This window comes from Shewanella sp. SG41-4, assembly GCF_014164505.1.
Lineage (GTDB): Bacteria > Pseudomonadota > Gammaproteobacteria > Enterobacterales > Shewanellaceae > Shewanella.
Genome location: NZ_JACJFI010000588.1, coordinates 1 through 1,423, shown reverse-complemented (window position 1 = coordinate 1,423; position 1,423 = coordinate 1). Strand labels below are relative to the sequence as shown.

Annotated in this window: 1 protein-coding gene and 1 pseudogene; one reads left to right on the top strand and one right to left on the bottom strand. The window is 40.5% G+C overall.

Going from position 1 to position 1,423, the window contains the following annotated elements; all coding sequences use genetic code 11:
• Positions 1-271: pseudogene (locus H5202_RS22450) on the bottom strand (TonB-dependent receptor plug domain-containing protein); the annotation flags it as partial.
• An 84-nt stretch (positions 272-355) separates the two neighbouring features.
• Here H5202_RS22450 and H5202_RS22445 point away from each other — a divergent pair.
• Positions 356-1,423: TonB-dependent receptor domain-containing protein (locus H5202_RS22445; RefSeq protein ID WP_259397449.1), on the top strand; the 1,068-nt coding region annotated here is incomplete at its 3' end.

Here is a 1,423-nt window from a genome sequence, read left to right as displayed (position 1 = left end):
GGTCACTGTCATCTGCCCAACCCTTGGTCGCAGAGACATCTAAACCGTTAACATCTTTCTTTAATATAAAGTTAACTACACCGGTTACCGCATCGGCACCGTAAATGGCTGATGCACCACCAGTAATGACCTCCACTCTGTCAATCCATACACTTGGAATGGTATTGACGTCGACAGAAGAAGTACCTGCAGAGCTTGATACATGACGCTTGCCATTAACAAGTACGAGCGTTCTATCAGAACCCATACTTCTTAAATCGAGTAAATTAAGACACCTAATGCGGGTCACTACACCATTAGTAATGCAGGTACTTTCAATTTAGACGGTTGGAAAAGCTTTAATCCTGATGGTTCATTGAGAGATGTTTACTCTGGTCAAAATGTTGATGGTATTCGTTGTGCGGATTGTGACTTAACTAACTTAAACCAGTTTGTAGAATTACAACCAGAATTCGAACGTTACAATATTAACTTTAAAGCAAACTATCAGCTTAATGATAATCATAACGTTTATTTTGAAGCTAAATACGTTAACAGCCAATCAACAGATGAAGGTCAACCAGCGTTTTTCTTTGGTAACCCGGTTAACAATATCAAAATTGATAACGCTTTCATCAATCCTGAGCTGGTTGCTTTAATGAAAGCAAATAAAGACAGCGACGGTAATTCAGCGCCATTAGATACCCTTAATATTCGCCGCTTTATGACGGACTTGGGTGCGCGTATTGAAGATGATACCCGTGAAACCCAACGTTATGTTATCGGTCTTGAAGGTATAGTATTCCAAGATTGGGATTACGATGCCTATGCTATTTATGGTCAAACTGATTTAGAGCGCGTTAATAAAAATAACTTAATCTATGACAATTACACCAACGCCCTTGATTCTGTATTAGAAAACGGAGTTGCGGTGTGTCGTGATCAGACGGCTAGAGATGAAGGCTGTGTTCCAGTTAATATTTTTGGTTTTGGCGCGCCTAGTCAAGCAGCCATTGATTATATTAATACCACTTCAACAGGCTCCTCTGTGATCAAGCAAACCGTATTAGGTGGATCACTAACTAACTCTAGTTTATTTGAATTACCTGCCGGTTATGCAGGCTTCTCTACTGGTGTTGAATACCGTAAGGAAGAAAGTGAAATATTTGAACCTTCAAATGCAGCGGGTACTTTCTTCAATGCATTAGGCGAAGACAAAGGCGACTTTGATGTAAGCGAAATTTTTGCTGAAATCACGCTTCCCTTGCTTGCCGATTTACCAATGGTACGTCAACTAGACTTAGATGTTGCGATTCGCTTTGCGGATTACAGCACCATTGGTAATGCAACAACATGGAAAACTGGCTTAAGCTGGGAAGTTGATGATCAACTCCGAGTTCGTACCACTTATTCAGAAGCTATTCGCGCACCAAACATTAGTGAA